This window comes from Mesorhizobium sp. M0910 (assembly GCF_040319465.1).
Classification (GTDB): domain Bacteria; phylum Pseudomonadota; class Alphaproteobacteria; order Rhizobiales; family Rhizobiaceae; genus Mesorhizobium.
This window is the reverse complement of the sequence record NZ_JAMYNZ010000006.1, coordinates 99,901-117,354: the sequence shown is the minus strand read 5'-3', so window position 1 is coordinate 117,354 and position 17,454 is coordinate 99,901. Positions and strand designations below refer to the sequence as shown.

Below are 17,454 nucleotides of genomic sequence, written 5' to 3'. Positions count from 1 at the left end.
ATGTGGCAACACCATCCGAAACTTGGCGCTGCCCCTTGTATCTGCACGGGGAGAGGGCAAGGGTGAGGGGCAGCGTCCACTTTGACAACAGGACTGTTGCTGACGGCAACATTCCAATCGTCCCAGAGAAATGAAGCGAGGCGTCCATCATGCTGCTTCCGCCTTTTTGAGAATGATGCGGCCTTGCCGGCGTTCGCCGCGTGCGTTGAGCACCACGGCCAGGATGATGGCGCTGCCCGAAATCGCCATTTGCCAGAAGGGCGAGATGTTGATCACCGGCAGCGCGTTGGAGATGATGCCGAGGAACAGCGCACCGAGCACCGCGCCGCCGACCGAGCCGATGCCACCGGCAATCGAAATGCCGCCGATGACGCAGGCGGCGATGATGTTGAGCTCATAGCCATTGGCGACCTCGACCGAGGCGATGACGTAGCGCGAAATCCAGAGATAGCCGCAGAGGCCGCCGATCATCCCCGAGATGCAGAAGACGATGAATTTCGTCCGGCCGACATCGATGCCGGCATAGACCGATGCGGTCGGGTTGACGCCGATGGCATAGATCGAGCGGCCGAGCGCGGTGCGCGTCATCACGAGGAAGAACAGGGCGATAACCAGTATCGCAATCCAGGACAGCACCGGAATGCCGAGGAAAGCCGCGCGCTGCAGGCCGATGAAATCAGCGCTCATCTGGTCGGCATTGACCCAGGCGCCGCCTGATATGACAAAGGTGGCGCCGCGGTAGATGGTGAGGGTGCCGAGCGTAACCACGATCGAGGGAATGTTCAGCCGCCATACCAGCAAGCCGTTGATGGCGCCGAGCACGAGGCCGACCAGAAGTGCGATGACGATCAGCAGCGGGATCGGGATCGCCGGATGCGCGGCGTTCAGCATCGCCACCACCATGCCGGTGAAGCAGAGGTTGGAAGCCATCGACAGGTCGATCGAGCGGGTCAGGATGACGACCATCTGGCCGAGCGCCAGGATCATCAGGATCGACGTGTCGTTGAACACCTGGCGCAGATTGGCCGGATCGGCAAAACCTGGAAACCGCGTTGAGATCAGCCCGATCAGCACGACGATTGCCGCCAGCAGCCAGACCTCGCGATATCTGAGAAAAGCCTTCATGACGCGATCCCCGCTGCCGTCCTGACCAAGGTTTCGGCGTCGAGCCCCTTATTGTCGTAGACCGCGGCAATACGGCCCTCGCGCATGACGACGACGCGGTCGGACATGCCGAGGATTTCCGGCAGTTCGGACGACACCATGATCACCGACAGGCCTTGCGCGACGAGCTCGGCCATGAAGCCGTGCACGGCCGCCTTGGAGCCGATGTCGATGCCCTTCGTCGGCTCGTCCAGGATGATCACCTTAGGCGCGGTCGCCAGCCATTTGGCGATGACGATCTTCTGCTGGTTGCCGCCCGACAGCGTGCCGACGTCCTGGCTGAGCGAGGAGGCGCGCAGATCGAGCCGCTCGGTGTAGGAGCGGGCCAGCGCGAACTCTTCGGCCAGCCGCAATATGCCGGATTTGGATGTCCGCTTGAGCGAAGGCAGCGAAACGTTCTGGAAGATCGGCAGGCCGATCACCACACCTTGCTTGCCGCGTTCCTCCGGCACATAGACGATGCCGGCATCGATCGAATCCGCCGCCGATTTCGGCGCGATCGCCTTGCCTTCCAGCGCGATCGTGCCGCTGCTGGTGCGGGTGATGCCTGATATCGCCTGCATCACCTCGCTGCGCCCGGTGCCGACAAGGCCGTAGAAGCCGAGGATTTCGCCCCTGTGCAGCTCGAAGCCTATGTCGTCGAACTCGGTCGGGTGCGACAGGCCGGAGACGGCCAGCACCGGCGCGCCGATCTCGGCCTTGCGCTGCGGAAAGATCTGATCGACCGAGCGGCCGACCATCATGCGCACGATCTGGCTCTGGCCGGCGTCCTTGATCAGGCCTTCGCCGACCATCTCGCCGTCACGGAACACGGTATAGCGGTCGGCGATGCGGTAGATCTCATCGAATTTGTGGCTGATGAACAGGATCGCCTTGCCGTCGCTCTTGAGGAATTCGATCAGCAGGAAAAGCTCTTCGATCTCCTTCATCGAGAGCGCTGCCGTCGGCTCGTCCATGATGACGATCCGGGCGTCGATCGACATGGCGCGGGCAACCGCCACGAGGTGCTTGTTGGCGATGCCGAGATCCTTCAGCCTGGCGTCGGCTTCGATATGGCCGGCACCCATCGTGTCGAGCACCTCGCGGGCATTCTTGCGCATGGTGCGCCAGTCGATGGTTCTGAAACGCGTGCGCGGCGCATGACCGAGGAAGATGTTTTCGGCCACGGTCAGATCGTCGAACAGCACCGTTTCCTGGTGGATGGCGGTGATGCCGTGCCCGAACGCGGCGTGCGCGCTGGGCAGTGTGACCGGCTGGCCGTCGATGCTGATGGTGCCAGCATCCGGCTGGTAGATGCCGGTCATTATTTTGACCAGCGTCGACTTGCCGGCGCCGTTTTCGCCGATCAGCGCGGTTACCTGGCCGGGATAGAGCGACAGGCCGACGTCGTGCAGCGCGCGCACGCCGGGAAAGCTTTTCGAGATGCCGGACAGCGTCAGGCGCGGTCCGTAAGACAAAGGCGCTTCCTTTGCCATTTCGTGTTGGGCTGTCGTGTCCATAATCGTATCAAGCCCTGAAACAAGGTTCGTTTGAAAGCGCGGCGGGACCTGAGCCCCGCCGCACGGTTTCGAAGGCTCCAGGATCAATAGATCTTGGAAAACTTTTCGATGTTCGACTTGTCGAACTGGAAGGGCGGAGCCATGGCAGCCGAGTTGGTGTCGTCAAGCGTGACCTTGCCGACGCGGCCGATCGACAGCGTAGCACCGGGCTTGGCTTCTTCCTTCTTCACCGCCAGGTCGTGGGCGAGGTAGACGGCGGAGTAGCCGAGATCGATCGGGTTCCACAGCGCAACCGCTTGGCTGGCGCCATTGTCGATGAACTTCTTGAACTCCGACGGCAGCGCCAGGCCGGTGACGTTGACTTTGCCGATCAGGCCTTCGTCGGTAACCACCTGCGCGGCGGCAACGACGCCGACCGTGGTCGGTGCGATGATCGCCTTGAGGTTCGGATAGGACTTCAAAAGACCCTTGGCTTCATCCGTGCTCTTGGCCGAGTCGTCGTCGCCATAGACGGTGGCGACGAGCTTGATCTTGGGGAACTTCTCCGGCAGCACCTTCTTGGCCGCGTCGATCCAGGCATTCTGGTTGGTCGCCGTCGACGAAGCCGACAGGATGGCGACGTCGCCGCCTTCAGGCAGGTAGTCGGCGGCAAGCTTGATGATGGTCTCGCCGATCAGGTTGGTGTCGGAGGGGTTGAGGTGAAGCTGGCGTCCTTCCGGCGCGACGCCCGAATCCCACGAGATGACGGTGATGCCGCGCTGCATCGCCTTCTTGAGCACCGGCACCAGCGCGTCGGCGTCGTTCGCCGAAATGGCGATGGCGTTGACCTTCTGTGCGATCAGCGAATTGACCACTTCGATCTGCGCTTCGGCGGTCGCCTTGGTCGGGCCGGTGTAGATGATGTCGACATCGCCTAGTTCCTTGGCCGCCTCTTCGGCGCCTTTGTTGGCGGCGTCGAAGAAGCCGTTGCCGAGCGACTTCACCACCAGCGCGATGTTGACGTTCTCGGCATAGGCGGCATTCACGAACATGGCGGCGGAGAACGCCGCCGTAACCATCAATTTCCTAAAGAAGCTCATCGAATATCCTCCCTTGAGCGTTGCATTCCATCGCCGCTGCGGGCGTGAGTTTTCTCAGGCCTGCAGCGAAGATTCTTCCTTATTGCCTGCCGTTGTGCGGGCGATGATCAGCGTCACGCCGGCGGTCTCCAGCATCTTGGCTTCGCGATCCTCGATGCCGTCGTCGGTGATCACCGTGGCGATGCGCGACAGGCCGCACAGGATCAGGCTCGAGCGTTTGCGGAACTTCGAGGAATCGACCAGCACCACCAACTCGTCTGCCTGGTCGATCAGCTTCTGCTCGGCCTGGATCAGCAGCGGGTCGCCTTCCATCAGACCGAGCGGTCCCAGTCCCTGCGCGCCCATGAACATGCGGCGCGCGTAAAAATTGCGCGTCACGTCATTGTCGAAGGGCGACAGGATGATGTTCTGCTCGCGGTAGATGGTGCCGCCCGACAGCATTACCGTGTTCTTGGAATGTCTGAGCAGGTGCTCGGCGATCGGAAAGGAATTGGTGAAGATCGGCATGCGCCGGCCGGTCAGGAAGTGCACCATCTGGAAGGTGGTGGTGCCGCCATTGATGATGATCGGCTCGCCATCCTTGCAGAGTTCCACGGCTTCCCGCGCGATTGCCCGTTTCTGCGCAGCGTTGATGGTCTCGTTGACGGAAAAGGGCCGGCCGGCAAGGCCGATGAACTGCGGCGGCGAAAGCGCCTCTGCACCGCCGCGCACCCGGCGCAGGCGTTTTTGCACGTGCAATGCCGCGATGTCGCGCCGGATCGTCGCCTCGGACGACTCCGTCAGGTCGACCATCTCCTGCACCGTCACCACAGGTTTTTCCTGGACAGCGGACAGAATGATCCTGTGGCGCTCTTTCTCGTGCATGGTTCCTCCCTGCTTGAGCATCTAGGCACCCAAAGCGCGCAGTGTCAATCATTTCCGATCAGATAATTTCATTGTGCAATGCAATATGACTGATATTGATCGTTTGTGATTGACAAGACAGCCGCTTGCGTAGAAATTCGTACAAAAGGGACCGGCGCCGTTTGCGTGTCCCAAAGGGAGGATACCTATGCTCGACAAGCGCTCCGGCACGCGCCTCGCCAATCTTTGGGATGACGCAAAAGCGCAAGCAATGAGCGAACCGGAACGTCTGGTCTATCGCTCGAACGTCCTTGGGTCCGACAAGCGCGTCACCAATTATGGCGGCGGCAACACCTCCTCCAAGATCTGGCAAAACGATCCGCTCACCGGCGAAAGCGTGGAAGTGCTGTGGGTCAAGGGCTCGGGCGGCGACAGCGCCTCGATCAAGCTCGACGGCTTCGCCACGCTCTACATGGATAAACTGCGGGCGCTGAAGGGTCTCTATCGCGGCCTCGAACATGAAGACGAGATGGTCGGCTATCTGCCTCATTGCACCTTCAATCTCAACCCGCGCGCGGCCTCGATCGACACGCCGCTGCATGCCTTCGTGCCGAAGCCTTATGTCGATCATATGCATCCCGACGCCATCATCGCCATTGCCGCCGCCAAGGATTCGCAGGCGCTGACCAAGGAGATCTTCGGCGACACGATCGGCTGGCTGCCATGGAAACGTCCGGGCTTCGAACTCGGCCTGTGGCTGGAGAAATTCTGCCTCGAGAACCCCGACGCCAAGGGCGTCGTGCTGGCCAGCCATGGTCTGTTCAGCTGGGGCGACACGCCGAAGGAATGCTACGAGACGACGATCTCGATGATCAACCAGGCAATCGACTGGTTCGAGCGCAAGAGCCAGGGCAAGCCGATCTTCGGCGGCGAAGTCGTCAAATCCCTCGATGCGCCGGCGCGTCGCGCCGTGGCCGCAAAACTGATGCCGAGGATCCGCGGCCTGATCTCCGAGAACAGCCACAAGCTCGGCCATTTCGATGATTCGCCTGCCGTGCTCGAATTCGTCAATTCCAGGGATTTGCGGCCGCTGGCGGCACTCGGCACGTCCTGCCCGGACCATTTCCTGCGCACCAAGATCCGGCCGCTGGTCATCGAGTTCGACCCTCAAAATCCCGATGTCGATGCCGTCATTGCCCGTCTTGCCGATGACGTGGCGGAGTATCGCGTCGGCTATCAGGCTTATCATGACCGCTGCAAGCACCCGGATTCGCCGCCGGCGCGCGATCCCAACGCCGTGGTCTATCTGGTGCCCGGCGTCGGCATGTTCACCTTCGCCGGCGACAAGGCGACGGCGCGCATTTCAGGCGAATTCTACGTCAACGCCATCAACGTCATGCGCGGCGCCTCGACGGTGTCGGCCTATGTCGGCCTGCCCGACCAGGAAGCCTTCGACATCGAATACTGGCTGCTCGAAGAGGCAAAGCTGCAGCGCCTGCCGAAACCAAAGGCCCTTGCCGGCCAGATCGCGCTGGTCACCGGCGGCGCCGGCGGCATCGGCCGGGCCACCGCCAACCGGCTGCTGCGCGAAGGCGCCTGCGTCGTGCTGGCCGACATCGACGAAGCAGCCCTTGCCAGCGCCAATGACGAGCTTGCCAAGGCCTATGACAAGGATTTCGTGCGGCCCGTCGTCATCAACGTCACGTCCGAGGACCAGGTGATCTCCGGCTTTGCCGAGACGGCTGTCGAATTCGGCGGCATCGATATCCTCGTGTCGAATGCCGGTCTGGCCTCCTCGGCGCCGATCGAGGAAACCACGCTGGCGCTGTGGAATAAGAACATGGACATCTTGTCGACCGGCTACTTCCTCGTTTCGCGCGAAGCGTTCCGGCTGTTCCGGGCGCAGAAGATCGGCGGTAACGTCGTCTTCGTCGCTTCCAAGAACGGGCTTGCCGCATCGCCCAACGCCGCCGCCTATTGCACGGCCAAGGCCGCCGAAATTCATCTGGCACGCTGTCTGGCGCTGGAAGGCGCGGAAGCACAGATCAGGGTCAATGTCGTCAATCCCGACGCCGTGCTGCGCGGCTCGAAGATCTGGAGTGGCGAGTGGAAGGAACAGCGCGCCGCCGCCTACAAGATGTCGACCGACGATCTCGAGGAGCATTACCGCTCGCGTTCGATGCTGAAGCGCTCGGTATTCCCAGAGGACATCGCCGAAGCGATCTATTTCTTCGCCTCCGATATGTCGGCAAAATCGACCGGCAACATCATCAACGTCGATGCCGGCAACGCGCAGAGTTTTACGCGATAAGCGACCGTCTTTGAGGGGTTGGCGCCGAGGCCGGAGCTTTACCCTTCTCCCCGGGGAGAAGGTGTCGGCAGGCGGGTAAGGGGCCGCGCCAACCGAACGCATTTGGGAGGAACCATGTCCGAAACCATCATCTCCGTCGACCTCGTCGACAAGCATAATGCCGCGCGCAACGCCGACCTCAAGCGCGATTACGACTCTCTCGGCGAGCGTCTCGACCGCCGCGGCATCGCCATCGACGCTGTCAGAGACAAGGTCGAGAAATTCGCCGTGGCGATCCCGTCCTGGGGCGTCGGCACCGGGGGCACCCGCTTTGCCCGTTTTCCCGGCGCTGGCGAGCCGCGCGACATTTTCGACAAGATCGAGGACTGCGCCGTCATCCGGCAATTGACGCAGGCGACGCCGACCGTCTCGCTGCATATTCCCTGGGACAAGGCCAATCCGAACCGGCTGAAGCAGGCGGCATCCCGCTTCGGTCTCGGCTTCGACGCCATCAACTCCAACACCTTCTCCGACGCCAGCGACCAAAAGCTTTCCTATAAATTCGGCTCGCTGTCACATGCCGATGCAGCAACACGCCGGCAGGCGGTCGAGCACAACCTCGAATGCATCGAGATCGGCAGGACGCTGGGCTCGAAAGCGCTGACGGTGTGGATCGGCGACGGCTCGAACTTCCCCGGCCAGGTCAACTTCGCCAAGGCATTCGAGCGCTATATCGACGCGATGAAGGAGATCTATGCCGGGCTGCCGGACGACTGGAAGCTGTTCACCGAGCACAAGATGTACGAGCCGGCCTTCTATTCGACCGTCGTGCAGGATTGGGGCACCAACTACATCATCGCCAAAGAGCTTGGCGACAAGGCGTTCTGCCTGGTCGACCTCGGCCATCACGCCCCCAACGTCAATATCGAGATGATCGTGTCGCGGCTGATCCAGTTCAAAAAACTCGGAGGCTTCCACTTCAACGATTCGAAATATGGCGACGACGACCTCGACGCCGGCTCGATCGATCCCTACCGCCTCTTTCTGGTCTTCAACGAACTGGTCGATGCCGAGCTTTCAGGCTCCGAAGGCTTCGATCCGGCCCACATGCTCGACCAGAGCCACAACATCACCGATCCGATCGAAAGCCTGATGCTGTCGGCGATAGAAGTGCAGCGCGCCTATGCGCAGGCGCTGCTGGTCGACCGCAGGGCGCTCGAAGGCTTCCAGGATACCAACGACGCGCTGATGGCGACGCAGGCGCTGAAGATAGCCTATCGCACCGATGTCGAGCCGATACTTGCCACGGCACGGCTGAAGACAGGCGGCGCCATCGATCCGGTCGCCGCCTACCGCGCCGCCGGCTACCGGGCGAAGGTTGCAGCGGAACGGCCGGCGGTGGCGAGCGTCGGCGGCGGGATTGTTTGATGCTGGTGAAAATGAAAAGCCCGCCTGAGGCGGATCGTTGGAGCCAAATAGCACCATACCCAAATTAATAGCATAGCTGCCGGCACAAAGCAAGAACAAAATTGCTTGTCAGCGTTGGATCGTGGCTTCATTTCAGCTTGGGTTCCTCTCCGCCATGAATGGGTGCCATGAATGGTGTCGATAGAAGGTGCAAGCGTCGCCGTATCTTCCCATTAATGTCAGTAGACTCAACCTCTCCAAGCGCGTTTCCTAGGCCCACCCACGCCTCGGAGAACGGCCATGCACAACACCCGCCAAACCCTAATCGCCGTCACCCTTTCCCTCACCCTGACCTTCGTGCCGTTCCTCGCCTTTGCCGCCTCGCCGCAGCCGGCGAAGGGCGAGCACGGCATGGTGGTGACCGCCCAGCATCTGGCGTCGGAAGTCGGCGTCGAGGTGCTGAAGAAGGGCGGCAACGCGGTCGATGCAGCGGTCGCTGTCGGCTACGCTCTGGCTGTCGTCTACCCGACCGCCGGCAACATCGGCGGCGGCGGCTTCATGACCATCCGCTTCAAGGACGGCCGTTCGACCTTCGTCGATTTCCGCGAGCGCGCGCCGCTCGCCGCGACCAAAACCATGTATCTCGACAAGGACGGCAAGCCGGTAAAGGGCGCCAGTCTCGACGGCTATCTGGCGGTCGGCGTGCCCGGTTCGGTGGCCGGCTTCGAGATGGCGCGGGAGAAATACGGCACGCTGACGCGGCAGGATTTGCTGGCGCCGGCTATCCGCTATGCCAAGGACGGTTTCGTGCTGGAGCAGGGCGATGTGGCCTCGCTCCTGGGCGGCGCCGAGCGGCTGGCCAGGGACCCAGCGGCGGCCGCCATTTTCCTCAAGCCGGACGGCAAGCCCTATGCCGTCGGCGAGCGCCTCATCCAGACCGATCTCGCGGCCTCGCTTGCCGCGATTTCGGAACGCGGCGTGGATGCCTTCTATAAAGGTGCGATCGCCGACGCCATCGTCAAGGCTAGCGGCGAGAAGGGCGGCATTCTGACCAAGGCGGATTTCGAAAATTATGCCGTGCGCGAGCTCAAACCGGTGACCTGCAATTATCGCGGCTACGAGATCATTTCCTCGCCGCCGCCAAGCTCCGGCGGCGTCATCATCTGCGAGATACTCAACGTGCTTGAGTTCTACCCGCTGTCCTATCTAGGTGCCGGTTCGGCCGAGACGGTTCACGTCATGGTCGAGGCGATGCGCCACGCCTATGTCGACCGCAATTCGGCGCTCGGCGATCCCGGCTTCGTGGACAATCCGGTCGCAAAACTGCTCGACAAGAATTACGCCAGGGAAATCCGCGAAAAGATCGATCCGTTCCGGGCCGAGGTGTCGCAGGAACTGATGCCGAAGGGCTTTGGCGAGAGCAGCGAGACGACGCATTATTCGATCATCGACAAGGACGGCAACGCCGTCGCGGTGACCTACACGCTGAACGGCTCTTTCGGCGCCGGCGTCGTCGCCGCCGGCACCGGCTTCCTGCTCAACAACGAGATGGACGACTTCACGCAGAAACCCGGCGTACCCAATCTCTATGGCCTGGTCCAGGGCGAGGCGAATGCGATCGCGCCGAAAAAGACGCCGCTGTCGTCGATGAGCCCGACCATCCTCGCCAAAGACGGCAAGCCGTTCATGGTCATCGGCAGCCCCGGCGGTTCACGCATCATCACCATCACGCTGGAGGCGATCGTCAACGTCATCGATCACGGCATGAACATCCAGGAGGCGATCGACGCGCCGCGCATCCACCACCAATGGCTGCCCGACACGGTCTATATCGAACCCTTCGGCCTGTCGCCGGATACTGAAAAGCTGCTTACCGGCATGGGCTACCGCCTCGATATTGCCGACACGACCTGGGGCCAGGCGGCTGGCATCCTGGTCGGCGGCAAGAGCCTGGCGGAAATCGAGAAAGGTGGCGGCGCCCGCTACAATGGCGCCATCGACAGCCGCGCCGCAGCCGGCGAGGCCATCGGGTATTAGACGATGATCCCGAACCGAAGGGTCAGCGCAGCAAAAAGTGGGAACCGGTTTCGGATAAGATCATGGTCAACAAGAAGATTGCGCCTTGCTTCAGGTGACCAGCGCGATCGTCGACGCAATCAGCATCAGCGCCGCGATGCCGACGAACAGCGCATAGATGCGCGGCCGGTCGAGCAGAAGCGCATTGCCGGAGATCCATGCCGCGGTGGCGCCGCCAAGGGCGAAAAAGAAGGTGCTGCGGCGCCCGAAGCTCAAGCCCGCAGCCATCAGGCCGCCGATGATCAGAGCGCCGAACACGATGATCACGGCGACTGCGTATTTTTCGAAATCGTTGCTGCCGGCGCTCGGGCCGATTGCGTTCAACCTCGACAGATCGTCCGGATCGAACGGGCTGGTCGACCCATATTCGTCTTGACCGACAGGCTCATGCATTATTCGTTCTCCGCAAACCGACAGCAAATCATCAAGCCTCGCCGAGCGCAACCGCTCGCCGAATGTGATTGGCACGGTGTTCAACACTTTCTGGCGGCGGCTTGCCAGAGATTTTTGGGTGCGTGCCTTGATCGCCCCGCTGTGCGGTCTGGTCAAGCGCTTTGCAGGAGTTGAATCTTCATGCCGCTCTGGCCAAAGACTGCGTTGCCTGAACGGAAGCTCCAAGCACCGCCTGTGCGGTGTCGGCCTGCCTTTCATCGACATGCGCCAGCACCAGAATCACACCCTGTTCGGCATCCCGCCGGCCTGGCTGCCTGCCGCTAGCGGACGATGTGTCGAAAAGCCTGCCGGCAACGCAGCCCAGGACCGCGCCGACGAGGGCCGATGCCAGCCATCCCGCGCCGACGGGATCGATGCCTGGGATATCGAAGGCGCCGAGGCCGGCCAACAAACCCCCCGCCGCGCCAAGGGCGGCACCGCTGCCTGGACCGCGCAAGACGGCGCCGATTTCATCATCGTAGGGTCCGATGACGCTGATCTGGTGGCGCGCAATTCCTGCCGCCTGAAGCGTTTCGACGGCACGCGCGGCCTGGTCATGGGAATCGAAAAGTCTGCTGATTGTTCGCATTGAAACTGCCTGTGAGGACCCCCGGCCGTCCATGTACGGCGGGTTCCTGCCGAGCGACGACGCCGCGGAGCCGCCTAACGCAAACGTCACCCGCCGCTCGTTCTGAGCGGCGGGTGACGGCTGCCTGAATTTCACGTCACTCGATGATCTTGACGATCTTGCGCGTGCCGGGGTCGACGACGACGGTGCGGTTGTCGACGACGACATAGCGGTATTTGACGTTGGGGACCTCATGAAGCTCGACGGTATCGGGAAGCGTCGAGCCGATATTGAGCTCCACCCCAGGGATTTTCACCGAGGCCAGCGGCTGCTTCTTCACATACTCCTTGATGACCGTTTCCTGCTCCGGCTCGATCACGACGTCTTGCGCCGCAGCGGCGCCGACGCCTGCCAGCAGCAGAAATCCCGCCACTGCGGTGGATAAATGCATTCTCATGGTCGTCTCCTTTGCGAACTCGGTCCGCTCTTCACGCCAAGGCTCACTCGAACGGAAGGCAGCTGAAAACGTTCCGTCGACGGGGCTTCGGTCCCGTCCGGCAGGGACCAACCGACGTGTTGCCGCAGGACCTAAGTCTGATCCTTGCGCGCAAAGGGTGGGTTCGCCGCGTGACCCGGAACCGCGGCGGCGCCTAGCCGTTGCTGGCTGCACGTTCCGGGAGGATTCCATGGAAAAGTCGACGGTTGCTCGCACCGATCTTGGCTGTTTCCACTCCGATCCAACCCGGCAGCTGCGCAGCCTGTCCCTTCCTGCGCCGATAGGTTCGCCCGTCACCTTGTGGCGAGCGAACCCTCAAATTGCTGCGTGCATCAAAGCTGACCCCCGAAGAGAAGGGGCGAGGAGAACAGAAATGGCCGACGACAAGAGCAAGCGAGACTTCAGCGACCGCAAGCGTGTTTCGGTGGATGAGTATTACGAGGTCGAATATTTCGCGCGGGAAAATGGTGTTTCGCCCAGCCAGGTGAGCAAGCTGATCAAAAGGACCGGCGGTGACCGGATGATCCTCTCGCAGGCGGTGAAGGCATTGCGCGAGCGCAAGTGAGATGGTGGCGAAGCCAACGGTGGAGAGGCACTGATCGCGATTGGCCGAGATCGCGGCCATCGGCCGACAACGTTCCCGGATGCCGAGCTTCGGCCAAGCGCAATGCCCCGCTACTTCCTTGATTCCGATGAAGGCGGAATCGTCTATTCCGACGATCAGGGAACCTTATATGACGATTTCCCGCTGGTCAGGAAAGAAGCCCTTCGCACATTGGCCGAGATGGCCAGGGATGGCCTTCCTCACCGCAGGATTGCAGTCAAGGTCCGGGACGACCGTGGCGGTCTGGTCCTTGAAGTGGCTTTGACCTTTGCCGTCGAAACGCGGCATTTCGACGAGCGTATTTTCCAGATCGACTTGCGCACGAACTGACGCCTCGATCGTCATCGCGCCGACCATGAGGTTTCTGGTGCAGCCGCATCTTCTCTAGACTGGAACATTAGAAGTCTCTAATTGTTATCCTAAGCAGCGGGAACCTCCCGGGTTTCTGCTGCAGATCGGGGTGCAAACCCGGTCGGCCCGCGCCCTCCGCCAGAGGCGCGGGCTTCGTTTGTTTAGCCGATGCGCAACGCCGTTCGGCAGCAGCATATTGGAGACCTGCGGGAGCATTCGTAGCATCAGTCGCTACCGCGGCGCCCTGGCGCCCAGGCAACGGAGCCCGTCGTCCGACAGGGCGGCGGGCTTTTGACGCTGTGCGCAATCGGTGGAATTCTGGCCGGCGCCAATTCGTGTGGCATGGGTGAGGTGCCCCGACGCAGCGCCGGCCAAGCGGAAATCAGGTCCGCCGCAGCCAGATAGTAGCCGGGTCAGCGCGGCAGGGAATTGCGTGATCGCGGAAGCTGCCGCTGGCCTATTGCACTCGCCACGAGCCCGCCTGTGCAGCGGCTGACCCGAGGCATTCATTCATTCTGACGATGCACCGGACGCCCCGACGGCGGAAATTGGACGCCGCGCTCGCTCTGGCCGGTGGTGTTCCCCCGCAGATTTCGGACGAAAGGCCATTTTATCCTTGTTGCGCCTGGATTCCTATCAGATCGTGGCAAGGATTGCCTTTCCGGCCGCGTTTGCCGGCGTTCTGCTGTTCGCCCTTTTGCCGGAGCAGCTCCTGCTGGGTCTTGGCCTGGCTTTCACGTTTGATCACGACAAGCTCAATCACGCCGCCGCCTTCGTCGTCTTGGCGGCTCTCGGAAGTCTCGGCTGGCCGGAACGCAAGGCGAAGCTGATCGTACTGCTCGTTCTCACGGGCGCAGCGATCGAGGGGCTTCAGGCCGTGCAACTGATAGGGCGCGACCCGGATCTGTTCGACTGGGTTGCCGACTGCGTGGGAATTGCGTGCGGACTGATGGTTGCAGGCTGGACAAAGCGGCTCGCTGGCGGATTGCCATAGGTGCTGAGAGCCTAACGTCGCCGGCGCACCCGCGCTCCAGGGTTGTGAAAATGGCCGGCGCCACTTGGGGGGCGCGTTGGGGTAAGTTGCCTGATCGGGCGCCGGCCAGGCGGAAAAATCAGATCCGCCGCAAAGTAACGTAGCAGGAATGGCAATGCGCGGCAGTAGCGTGATCGCGGAATGTCCGCGCTCGCGCCTCCGGTGCGGTGACCCGTTTTGGGTCAACAATTCTGGCACCTGAATTGCACTGTAAGCAATGCCGGGGAACACTCCGGCGATCGTCCCCGATATGGGGCCTCGCCGCTTCGCAAATGGGGCGGCGGGCCTTTTTGTAAAGTTCGGTGGCGTCGAAGGTTTCCGACCCGTGGGCGTCGAAAAGCGGCCGATCAGCGGCTTAGCTGATTACGGTGCGCTTGCCCGACTTTCCCTATCAAGTGCTTATTCTCACAAGAGAAATTCTAACGCGCGCAAGCTTCTGTGCTTGACACAGGTCTCGACAACTGGATAAGTGGATACACAGATACGCTTTGACCGGACCAAGGACGTGGCAGCAGACGCAATCGAGCCGTTGGGTATCACGACCGCCGAGGAGGAGGCTTATCGCCACATTCAGCGGGCCCTGAGGATGGGGCGTTACCGGGCCGGGGACCGGCTGATCCCGGAAGAGATCGCGACGGAAATCGGCATGAGCCGCATGCCGGTTCGCGAAGCATTCCGCCAACTGGCTGCGGAAGGTCTTGTGGTCATTCGCCCGAACCGTGGCTGCATCGTCGCCGGGCTTACCCTCGATGAGATCTACGAAACCTTTGAAATACGCTCCGTGCTCGAAGGGTTGGCGGTGAGGCTTGCCATGCCGCACATCGATGTCGAAGTGCTTGAAGAACTGGAACGCCAGCTCGACCGGATGGAGCGCGCCAGCCAGACCGGCAGCAGCGACTGGGTCGTGCGCCATCAGGCCTTCCATCTGCAGATTTGCCAATTGAGCAACAGAGCCAAGCTGGTCCGGCAGATTGCCAGCCTGCACGTCGTGATCGAGCCCTACCTGCGCATCTGGTTCGACTATGTCGACAAACCCGCCAGCGCGCGCGCCGAGCACGAGATCCTGATCGAGGTGTTGCGGTCAGGTGATGCCGGCAAGGCAGAGATCGTCATGCGGGATCATATCGTCGAGACAGCGCCGCTTCTGGCTAGCTTTGCAAGTCCCGGCCGCCGCTAGGAACCATCTAAATCGTTGAAGCCGGAAGATAATCCGGCACGACGAAAGGGAACTGCCACACCGGCAAAAGAGGAGATTGACATGAAAATTAGCCGCATCGCAGCCATTGCGTCGGTCCTGTTCGGCCTGGTCCACGCCGCTGTCGCACAAGAAACGCCAAAGGCAATTACCATTGCCACCGAAGGAGCCTACGCGCCTTGGAACTTCACAACGGCCGACGGCAAACTGGACGGCTTCGAGGTCGATCTCGCCAATGATCTGTGCGGGCGAATGAAGATCGAGTGCAAGATAGTCGCACAGGACTGGGACGGCATGATCCCCGCGCTGACCGTCGGCAAGTTCGACGTGATCATGGCGAGCATGTTCATCACCGAAAAACGTCTGAAGGTCATCGATTTTACCCAGCCATATGCGGTGGATCCCTCAGGTTTCGCGGTCGCCAAGGATAGCGAACTGGGCAAGCTCGGCATTTCCAACGAGCGGTTCAAGCTGGACAATGAAGCCTCTGCGCAGGCGGCAATCGACAGGCTCAAGCCATTGCTGAAGGGAAAGATCATTGGAGTTCAGGCTGCGACGGCAAACCTGGAATTTGTGAAAAAATACTTCTCGGACGTCGCCGAGATTCGCGAATACAAGACCACCGAGCAACACGATCTCGATCTCGCCGCGGGTCGCATCGACGCGCTCTTCGCACAGCAGACAGCGCTGGCTGCCACGCTGAGCAAACCGGAGTTCAGCGACTATACGCTTGCAGGACCAGGATTTGTCGGGGGTCTCTTCGGTCTTGGCTCCGGGGCCGGTATCCGCAAAGAGGACACCAAGCTGAAAGACATGCTCAACGGCGCCATCGACGCCGCGACCGCCGACGGCACCATCAAAACCCTGTCGCTTAAATGGCTCAAGAGCGACGTCACTCCAGTCAAGTAGGCGCTTGCCGGCGAACGGCCATTCCTGACCCGTTTCGGAGCTGAGCCGTTCGTCCTGCCGGGGGTATTAATGGTTGACGCATTCCGGCTGCTTGGTTTCCAGAACGGAGGTTGGGGGGCTGCTCTTCTCATGGCGGCCTCGGTCACAGTGCTTCTGTCTGTGCTGGGCTTTGCGCTTGGCGCTGTATTTGGCGGGCTGGCAGCGGCCGGGCGTCTCCACAACTCCCAACTGCTAAGGTTCTTGGCCCTTGGCTATTGCACGGTTTTCAGGGGCGTGCCCGACCTTCTGACCATTTATCTGCTTTACTATGGCGGTAGTGTCGCCCTGACCTCGCTTGGTCATAGCCTGGGAGGGTCCGGATTCGTCGGCGTTCCGGCCTTTGCCACTGGAACCTTGGCTATCGCAATCATCTCGGGCGCCTATCAAGCCGAGGTCTATCGAGGGGCTTACGTCGCCATCGACCAGGGACAGCACGATGCCGCTTGCGCGCTTGGTCTCAACCGGCTGCAGCGGCTGCGCCAGATTATTTTTCCCCAGCTCCTGAGATACGCGCTGCCAGGCCTCGGCAATGTGTGGCAATTGGTTCTGAAGGACTCGTCGCTGATATCGGTAATCGGCCTCGTTGAACTGATGCGCCAGGCACAGATCGCCGCCGGTTCGACCCGTGAACCGTTCATCTTCTACATTGCTGCAGCCTTGCTCTATCTGGCTATCGCTTCCGTCACGGGCAATGCCTTTTACCGTCTGGAACGAAAGGCGCCGTGGCGCGTCTGGTCGGCATGATAGATTTCAGGTTTTTCCTCGAAATCCTGCCGAAACTACTCGCCGGCCTGCCGCTTACGATGGAACTGGCCCTGACTTCCATCGTTGCCGGCTTCGTTCTTGCCGTCACATTGGCGCTTGCCCAGCAATCGGAATCGCCCTTCGTCGTCCTGCCGATCCGTGGCTTCGTTGCCGTGTTCAGGGGGACGCCCCTGCTGGTGCAGATTTTTCTGACCTATTATGGCCTTGGTCAGTTCCGGCACCAACTGTCGGCAATTGGATTATGGGCCGTTTTCCGCGAACCCTACTGGTGCGCAATCATCGCGCTGACACTCAACACCACCGCCTATGGCAGCGAAATCCTGCGCGGCGCGATTCAATCGGTGCCACACGGCCTTGTCGAAGCGGCCCGGTCTGTCGGCCTGTCCACCTGTTTGACCTATCGGCACGTTATCCTGCCGCTGGCCTTTCGCCAGGCGCTGCCGAGTTACGGCAATGAAATCATCCTGATGATCAAGGGCACGTCTCTGGCTTCCATCGTAACCTTGATGGAGGTGACTGGAATTGCCCAGGGATTGATCTCCCAGACCTACCGCGCCTTTGAAGTCTTCATCTGCGCGGGCGCCATTTATCTCACTTTGAACTTCGCGATCATCCGTGCCTTGGCGGCACTCGAATACTGGATGTCGCGGCATCTGCGGCACCGCCCCTCGACGATGAGCGACGCCGCCTCTTGAGCACGACCA

At 61.3% G+C, this 17,454-nt stretch carries 17 protein-coding genes; 10 read left to right on the top strand and 7 right to left on the bottom strand.

The window, feature by feature from the left end:
* Nucleotides 1–147 precede the first annotated feature (147 nt).
* The 4 genes from NKH78_RS16625 to NKH78_RS16610 form a co-directional block, all read right to left on the bottom strand.
* Complete coding sequence (locus tag NKH78_RS16625) at nucleotides 148–1,125, bottom strand: ABC transporter permease (RefSeq protein WP_352644294.1); 978 nt, start codon at nucleotides 1,123–1,125, stop codon at nucleotides 148–150.
* Nucleotides 1,122–2,663 (bottom strand): sugar ABC transporter ATP-binding protein, encoded by a 1,542-nt coding sequence (locus tag NKH78_RS16620; RefSeq protein ID WP_352738462.1) that lies wholly within the window; start codon nucleotides 2,661–2,663, stop codon nucleotides 1,122–1,124. Before NKH78_RS16620 ends, NKH78_RS16625 begins: the two co-directional genes overlap by 4 nt.
* Nucleotides 2,664–2,746: 83 nt before the next feature.
* Nucleotides 2,747–3,742: a rhamnose ABC transporter substrate-binding protein gene (rhaS, locus tag NKH78_RS16615; RefSeq protein ID WP_352883319.1), complete on the bottom strand. Its 996-nt coding sequence runs from the start codon at nucleotides 3,740–3,742 to the stop codon at nucleotides 2,747–2,749.
* A gap of 54 nt (nucleotides 3,743–3,796) precedes the next feature.
* Entirely contained in the window at nucleotides 3,797–4,606 is an 810-nt protein-coding gene (locus NKH78_RS16610) for a DeoR/GlpR family DNA-binding transcription regulator (protein ID WP_352883317.1), read from the bottom strand.
* A gap of 187 nt (nucleotides 4,607–4,793) precedes the next feature.
* Between NKH78_RS16610 and NKH78_RS16605 the strand changes: the two genes are divergently transcribed.
* The 3 genes from NKH78_RS16605 to ggt all read left to right on the top strand — a co-directional run bounded on the left by NKH78_RS16605 (nucleotide 4,794) and on the right by ggt (nucleotide 10,319).
* Complete coding sequence (locus NKH78_RS16605; protein ID WP_352883315.1) at nucleotides 4,794–6,896, top strand: bifunctional rhamnulose-1-phosphate aldolase/short-chain dehydrogenase; 2,103 nt, start codon at nucleotides 4,794–4,796, stop codon at nucleotides 6,894–6,896.
* Nucleotides 6,897–7,010: 114 nt separating this feature from the next.
* Nucleotides 7,011–8,303 carry an L-rhamnose catabolism isomerase gene (gene rhaI, locus NKH78_RS16600; RefSeq protein ID WP_352878517.1) on the top strand — a complete coding sequence of 431 codons (1,293 nt, stop codon included), beginning with the start codon at nucleotides 7,011–7,013 and terminating at the stop codon, nucleotides 8,301–8,303.
* 279 nt (nucleotides 8,304–8,582) lie between these two features.
* The gene (ggt, locus tag NKH78_RS16595) at nucleotides 8,583–10,319 is read left to right on the top strand and encodes a gamma-glutamyltransferase (RefSeq protein WP_352686713.1); all 1,737 of its coding nucleotides are present in this window, start codon (nucleotides 8,583–8,585) and stop codon (nucleotides 10,317–10,319) included.
* A gap of 90 nt (nucleotides 10,320–10,409) precedes the next feature.
* On the opposite strand, the gene NKH78_RS16590 is transcribed toward ggt, so the two are convergent.
* From NKH78_RS16590 to NKH78_RS16580, 3 genes are all read right to left on the bottom strand, one after another.
* Nucleotides 10,410–10,751, bottom strand: a complete 342-nt coding sequence (locus tag NKH78_RS16590) for a hypothetical protein (protein ID WP_292663955.1) — start codon at nucleotides 10,749–10,751, stop codon at nucleotides 10,410–10,412.
* Between the two features lie 178 nt (nucleotides 10,752–10,929).
* Nucleotides 10,930–11,379: a hypothetical protein gene (locus NKH78_RS16585; protein WP_352883312.1), complete on the bottom strand. Its 450-nt coding sequence runs from the start codon at nucleotides 11,377–11,379 to the stop codon at nucleotides 10,930–10,932.
* A gap of 136 nt (nucleotides 11,380–11,515) precedes the next feature.
* The gene (locus NKH78_RS16580; RefSeq protein WP_352686707.1) at nucleotides 11,516–11,815 is read right to left on the bottom strand and encodes a DUF1236 domain-containing protein; all 300 of its coding nucleotides are present in this window, start codon (nucleotides 11,813–11,815) and stop codon (nucleotides 11,516–11,518) included.
* A 412-nt stretch (nucleotides 11,816–12,227) separates the two neighbouring features.
* Here NKH78_RS16580 and NKH78_RS16575 point away from each other — a divergent pair, with 412 nt between their 5' ends.
* The 7 genes from NKH78_RS16575 (at nucleotide 12,228) to NKH78_RS16545 (ending at nucleotide 17,445) form a co-directional block, all read left to right on the top strand.
* Entirely contained in the window at nucleotides 12,228–12,419 is a 192-nt protein-coding gene (locus tag NKH78_RS16575) for a DUF3606 domain-containing protein (RefSeq protein WP_254820019.1), read from the top strand.
* A gap of 102 nt (nucleotides 12,420–12,521) precedes the next feature.
* Nucleotides 12,522–12,788, top strand: coding sequence for a DUF6894 family protein (locus NKH78_RS32625; protein WP_502899813.1), 267 nt, complete (start codon nucleotides 12,522–12,524; stop codon nucleotides 12,786–12,788).
* Nucleotides 12,789–13,452: 664 nt separating this feature from the next.
* On the top strand, nucleotides 13,453–13,803 hold the full coding sequence (locus NKH78_RS16565) for a VanZ family protein (RefSeq protein WP_352506216.1): 351 nt from the start codon (nucleotides 13,453–13,455) through the stop codon (nucleotides 13,801–13,803).
* Between the two features lie 544 nt (nucleotides 13,804–14,347).
* Nucleotides 14,348–15,019 (top strand): GntR family transcriptional regulator, encoded by a 672-nt coding sequence (locus NKH78_RS16560; protein ID WP_352506217.1) that lies wholly within the window; start codon nucleotides 14,348–14,350, stop codon nucleotides 15,017–15,019.
* An 81-nt stretch (nucleotides 15,020–15,100) separates the two neighbouring features.
* Nucleotides 15,101–15,946 (top strand): transporter substrate-binding domain-containing protein, encoded by an 846-nt coding sequence (locus tag NKH78_RS16555; RefSeq protein WP_352883409.1) that lies wholly within the window; start codon nucleotides 15,101–15,103, stop codon nucleotides 15,944–15,946.
* A 69-nt stretch (nucleotides 15,947–16,015) separates the two neighbouring features.
* The gene (locus tag NKH78_RS16550) at nucleotides 16,016–16,729 is read left to right on the top strand and encodes an ABC transporter permease (RefSeq protein ID WP_352883310.1); all 714 of its coding nucleotides are present in this window, start codon (nucleotides 16,016–16,018) and stop codon (nucleotides 16,727–16,729) included.
* Nucleotides 16,726–17,445: an ABC transporter permease gene (locus NKH78_RS16545; protein WP_352506235.1), complete on the top strand. Its 720-nt coding sequence runs from the start codon at nucleotides 16,726–16,728 to the stop codon at nucleotides 17,443–17,445. The genes NKH78_RS16550 and NKH78_RS16545 overlap by 4 nt, the downstream gene beginning before the upstream one ends.
* Nucleotides 17,446–17,454 lie beyond the last annotated feature (9 nt).

Bases quoted from the DNA above. Each gene is read 5' to 3' on its own strand.
- NKH78_RS16625 (WP_352644294.1), bottom strand. From the start codon at position 1,125: ATGAAGGCTTTTCTCAGATATCGCGAGGTCTGGCTGCTGGCGGCAATC.
- NKH78_RS16620 (WP_352738462.1), bottom strand. From the start codon at position 2,663: ATGGACACGACAGCCCAACACGAAATGGCAAAGGAAGCGCCTTTGTCT.
- rhaS (WP_352883319.1), bottom strand. From the start codon at position 3,742: ATGAGCTTCTTTAGGAAATTGATGGTTACGGCGGCGTTCTCCGCCGCC.
- NKH78_RS16610 (WP_352883317.1), bottom strand. From the start codon at position 4,606: ATGCACGAGAAAGAGCGCCACAGGATCATTCTGTCCGCTGTCCAGGAA.
- NKH78_RS16605 (WP_352883315.1), top strand. From the start codon at position 4,794: ATGCTCGACAAGCGCTCCGGCACGCGCCTCGCCAATCTTTGGGATGAC.
- rhaI (WP_352878517.1), top strand. From the start codon at position 7,011: ATGTCCGAAACCATCATCTCCGTCGACCTCGTCGACAAGCATAATGCC.
- ggt (WP_352686713.1), top strand. From the start codon at position 8,583: ATGCACAACACCCGCCAAACCCTAATCGCCGTCACCCTTTCCCTCACC.
- NKH78_RS16590 (WP_292663955.1), bottom strand. From the start codon at position 10,751: ATGCATGAGCCTGTCGGTCAAGACGAATATGGGTCGACCAGCCCGTTC.
- NKH78_RS16585 (WP_352883312.1), bottom strand. From the start codon at position 11,379: ATGCGAACAATCAGCAGACTTTTCGATTCCCATGACCAGGCCGCGCGT.
- NKH78_RS16580 (WP_352686707.1), bottom strand. From the start codon at position 11,815: ATGAGAATGCATTTATCCACCGCAGTGGCGGGATTTCTGCTGCTGGCA.
- NKH78_RS16575 (WP_254820019.1), top strand. From the start codon at position 12,228: ATGGCCGACGACAAGAGCAAGCGAGACTTCAGCGACCGCAAGCGTGTT.
- NKH78_RS32625 (WP_502899813.1), top strand. From the start codon at position 12,522: ATGCCCCGCTACTTCCTTGATTCCGATGAAGGCGGAATCGTCTATTCC.
- NKH78_RS16555 (WP_352883409.1), top strand. From the start codon at position 15,101: ATGAAAATTAGCCGCATCGCAGCCATTGCGTCGGTCCTGTTCGGCCTG.
- NKH78_RS16550 (WP_352883310.1), top strand. From the start codon at position 16,016: ATGGTTGACGCATTCCGGCTGCTTGGTTTCCAGAACGGAGGTTGGGGG.
- NKH78_RS16545 (WP_352506235.1), top strand. From the start codon at position 16,726: ATGATAGATTTCAGGTTTTTCCTCGAAATCCTGCCGAAACTACTCGCC.